General features: G+C 62.2%; 4 protein-coding genes. 1 reads left to right on the forward strand and 3 read right to left on the reverse strand.

Annotation, left to right across the window (positions count from 1 at the left end):
* Positions 1–152: 152 nt before the first annotated feature.
* Positions 153–1,328: a toxic anion resistance protein gene (locus tag ACTNBU_RS12380; RefSeq protein ID WP_441034381.1), complete on the reverse strand. Its 1,176-nt coding sequence runs from the start codon at positions 1,326–1,328 to the stop codon at positions 153–155.
* Positions 1,329–1,380: 52 nt separating this feature from the next.
* Positions 1,381–2,082 (reverse strand): 5-bromo-4-chloroindolyl phosphate hydrolysis family protein, encoded by a 702-nt coding sequence (locus ACTNBU_RS12385; RefSeq protein ID WP_441034383.1) that lies wholly within the window; start codon positions 2,080–2,082, stop codon positions 1,381–1,383.
* 189 nt (positions 2,083–2,271) lie between these two features.
* Between ACTNBU_RS12385 and ACTNBU_RS12390 the strand changes: the two genes are divergently transcribed.
* On the forward strand, positions 2,272–2,997 hold the full coding sequence (locus ACTNBU_RS12390; RefSeq protein ID WP_441034385.1) for a DUF554 domain-containing protein: 726 nt from the start codon (positions 2,272–2,274) through the stop codon (positions 2,995–2,997).
* A 404-nt stretch (positions 2,998–3,401) separates the two neighbouring features.
* On the opposite strand, the gene ACTNBU_RS12395 is transcribed toward ACTNBU_RS12390, so the two are convergent.
* Complete coding sequence (locus ACTNBU_RS12395) at positions 3,402–3,908, reverse strand: DUF6512 family protein (RefSeq protein ID WP_441034387.1); 507 nt, start codon at positions 3,906–3,908, stop codon at positions 3,402–3,404.
* Positions 3,909–4,035 lie beyond the last annotated feature (127 nt).

Below are 4,035 nucleotides of genomic sequence, written 5' to 3' on the forward strand. Positions count from 1 at the left end.
GCGAGCGTTCCGGGCGAAGCCCGGAATGCCGCCGCCTAAGCCTTTTTCTCTTACACCATCAAAAGGCGCATTCTCTTTTTCCTCTCCAGGAAAAAGAGAATGGGGGTTTTGCCCCGCAGGGGGACCCTGCAAGCCACCGGCCTTCGCCGGAATTATCCGTGCAGCTCCATCAGCTTCTGCTTCAGCTCGCCCTCGATCTTCCCCAGCTGGGCCTCCGCCTCTTTCCGCTTCTGGGCGCCCTCCCGCTGGATGGTCAGCACCTCGTCCAGGGTGGAGATCAACTGCTCGTTGGTGTGCTGGAGCGTCTCAATGTCCACGATGCTCTTCTCCGACTCCTTCGCCACCGCGATGGTGCCCATCTTCAGCATGTCGGCGTTCTTCTTCAGCAGCTGGTTGGTCATGTCCGTCACCGCCGACTGGGCCGCCGTGGCCTGACGGCTGTGCTCCAGCCCCAGGGCCAGCACCATCTGGGACTTCCACAGCGGGATGGTGTTCACCAGAGAGGACTGGATCTTCTCCACCATCAGCGTGTCGTTGTTTTGCAGCAGGCGGGTCTGGGGACCCATCTGCACGGAGATCATCCGGGTCAGCTCCAGATCGTGGAGTTTCTTCTCAAACCGCTCGCACATCTGCACCCGGTCGTTGTACGCCTGGGCGTCCTCCTGGGCGCCCGTCTGCTCCGCACGGGCCTTCAGGGCCGGCAGCTCATTGGCCCGGACGTCCTCCAGCTTCTTCTTGCCCGCCAGGATGTACATGGTCAGCTCCTTGTAGTACTTCAGGTTCAGCTCGTACATCTGGTCGAACATGGCCACGTCCTTCATCAGAGCCACCTGATGCCGCTCCAGCTCCCGGGCGATCTGGTCCACGTTGGTCTCCACCTTGGCGTACTGGGCCTTCATGGTCTCCAGCTTGCTGCCGGTCTTCTTCAGCCTGCCGAACAGGCCCTTTTTCTCCTCTTCCTCGCCGAAGCCCTTCAGCTCCACCACCAGGTCGCTGAGGGACTTGCCGATCTCCCCCAGGTCCTTGGTGCGCACGGAGTTCAGGGCGTTCTCGGAAAAGCCCGCCACGTTCTTCTGGGCCGCCGCGCCGTATTGGAGGATCATGTTGGAGTCGGCGATGTCGATCTTTTTGGCGAACTCCGCCACCGCCTGCTTCTCCGCGTCGTTCAGCAGGTTCTCGTCCATGTTCACCGGCGGGGCCTCCGGCTTGGCGGGCTCCGGCGCCGCCGGGGCCGTGGGTTCCAGGGTCAGTTCGGGGACGGCGGAGGCCCGGGCGGTCTCCGTGGGGTCCAGGGTCAGCTGGGGAATGCTGTTGAACTCATCAGCCATGGTCGTTTCCTCCGTTTGTCGTTCAGATTTCGTTCCGTGTTTCTCCGGAGCCTTACAGCTCCAGCTTGATGTCCGTGCCGCCGTCGGAGGCGGCCTGCGCCTTCAGGGGACCGTCCGTCAGGCCCTCCCGGGCCATCAGGTTCTCCAGCACCGTGATGTCCGTGGAGATGTCCAGGGCCTCGTCGCCGTAGAGGGCGTCCAGCTGCTTTTCAAAGGCCGTCACCACGGTGTGCATCATGCCCTCCACGTTGCGCTTGGTGGCGTCCACGTTCTCCCCGGAGATGCCGGAGGCGCTGGCCCGGTCATAGGCGTTGAGGATCTTCAGGGTGGTGGGCAGATAGTAGTCCATGAATTTCCGGATCTGGGGCAGCTTCTTCGGGTCCCGCTCCACCTCGCTGAAAATCTTGGCGGACACCTGCTCCAGCCGCACGATGTCGGCGGAGATGGCCTCGTCCTCGATGTTGCCGTCCAGCCGCTTCATCTCCGCGATGGCCAGACGGCCGTCCTTCAGGGTCTTGTCCAGCTCGGCGTTGCCGGTGGACTTCTCCGCGGGCTTTCCGGCGGGCTTGGCGGCGCTCTCCGTCTGAGGCGCTCCGGTGTCCCGGCACAGCAGGCTCACCGCCAGAAAGACCGCGGCGGACACCGCCGCCACCAGAATGTAATGGACCGGACGGTACAGCGGGAACGCCAGGGCGTACACCAGCCACACCGCCGCGGCGGCGTAAAAGGGCGCCACCGGCTTGCGTGCAGTCATTGTGAGACCTCCTTCTCCGCGGCGGACCGCGAGAATCTGATGATACCTTGTCCAGTCTATTATACTGCGGATGCGCCCCACGGTCAAGCAGGGGAGAACGGTCGGTTCCTGTTGAAAAACCGGGCGGAGGCCGGTATAATACAGGTGTCTTTCCGACGGCATTACAGAGAGAATTTGAGGGGTAGCGATATGACAGGACTGGGGACCATCATCAACACCGGCGCCATCGTGGCGGGCGGCGTGTGCGGACATTTCTTCGGGCGGCTGCTGAAGGACCGCTATCAGGACACGCTGTACATGGCCTGCGGCGTCACGGTGCTGTTCATCGGCATCGGCGGCGCCATGAAGGGCATGCTGCGCATCGAGGGCGGGACGCTGGGCTGCGGCCGGGAGATGCTGGCCGTCATCTGCCTGGCCCTGGGAGGCCTCATCGGCGAGATCATCGACCTGGAGGACCGGTTCGAGCGGTTCGGCGAGTGGCTGAAGCGGAAGACCGGCAATGCCCGGGACAAAAATTTCGTCAACGGCTTCGTCACCGCGTCCCTGACGGTGTGCATCGGGGCCATGGCCATCGTGGGCGCCATCCAGGACGGCCTCACCGGCGACTGGTCCATCCTGGGCACCAAGGCGGTGCTGGACCTGATCATCGTCATGGTCATGACCTGCTCCATGGGAAAGGGCTGCGCCTTCTCCGCCATTCCCGTGTTGATCCTCCAGGGGTCCGTCACGCTGCTGGCCGGGCTGCTGAAGCCCATCATGACGGATCTGGCCATGAGCTATCTGTCCCTGGTGGGGTCCATCCTCATCTTCTGCGTGGGGGTGAATCTGGTGTGGGGCAAGAAGGTCCGGGTGGCCAATCTGCTGCCGTCCATCGTGTTCGCCGTGGCGGCGGCCTTCCTGCCGGTGTCCTTCTGACGGCGGAAATTGCACGGCTTTGCACGTTTGGGTGCAGTCACCCCAGGTGACCCCAGGTGACCCCAGGTGACGTGGGGTTAAGGTAAAGGTTAAGGATAAGGTTAAGGTCAATGTTCTGTTAAGGCGCGCCGCGTCGGGCGGCGCGGGGGAGAGAACTGCACGCTTTTGCACGGTTTCGTGCGGTCACTTGAAGATCTTCAAGTCACTTCAGAATTTTGACGCTATAGTAATAGCAACGTTAATGTTATAGTTCATGCTATAGTCACTGTTATGGTTAAGGCGCGCCGCGCTGGGCGGCGCGGCGGCGGAGCCGCGAAAAGAGAAGACTTTTTCAATTAGGAATTAGGAATGAGGAATTGGCTTCATCCACCGGCACAGACCCCAAATTCCTAATTCCTCATTCCTCATTCGAGAAAGATTGGCAGGGCCGGCGGCTGGTAGCTGCACCAGACGAAGGCGAACAGCACCGCCCACAGCAGCGCCAGTCCCGCCACCTGCCGCCATCCGGACCCTACGGCGCCACGGCGGAGCAGCCGGTAGTCCAGCCAGAACAGTCCGGCGTCCGCCAGAAAGAAGATCAGGATATCCGTCCAGAGGGCGTGGAGGCCCAGCGCGCCGGTGTACGTGTAATACGCCAGGGGAATGGCCGCCGTCCCCAGGGGCGCGGTGATGCCCCGGACGGCGAACAGGTCCGGATACTGCCGTCCCAGAAAGAACGCCTGGACCAGCGTGAAGACGAACACCGGGACGTACAGCAGCTTCATGTGCTCCCACACCGATTCATTGACGGCGGAGAAGGCCATGGCCCAGGCGGCTCTGCCGGTCCAATCGTAAAAAAAGTGCAGGACCGTCCCCGCCAGTCCCGTCCACAGAAATCCAGCCAGTTCCCATCCGAATAGACGCTTGCCCATACCGCCCTCCGCAGCTCCATGAGAGATGAAAGCCGCGGCCCCTTTCACGGGGCCGCGGGCCCCTTTGCGAAAAATCATATACCCAACCACCCCCCACTTTTTCTACACTATTGAACCGCCGAAAAAA

The sequence above is a fragment of the Dysosmobacter sp. HCP28S3_G4 genome, from assembly GCF_052065175.1.
GTDB lineage: Bacteria > Bacillota > Clostridia > Oscillospirales > Oscillospiraceae > Oscillibacter.

Excerpts from the sequence above, each read along its gene's own strand:
- ACTNBU_RS12380 (WP_441034381.1), bottom strand. The coding sequence starts at position 1,328 with ATGGCTGATGAGTTCAACAGCATTCCCCAGCTGACCCTGGACCCCACG.
- ACTNBU_RS12385 (WP_441034383.1), bottom strand. The coding sequence starts at position 2,082 with ATGACTGCACGCAAGCCGGTGGCGCCCTTTTACGCCGCCGCGGCGGTG.
- ACTNBU_RS12390 (WP_441034385.1), top strand. The coding sequence starts at position 2,272 with ATGACAGGACTGGGGACCATCATCAACACCGGCGCCATCGTGGCGGGC.
- ACTNBU_RS12395 (WP_441034387.1), bottom strand. The coding sequence starts at position 3,908 with ATGGGCAAGCGTCTATTCGGATGGGAACTGGCTGGATTTCTGTGGACG.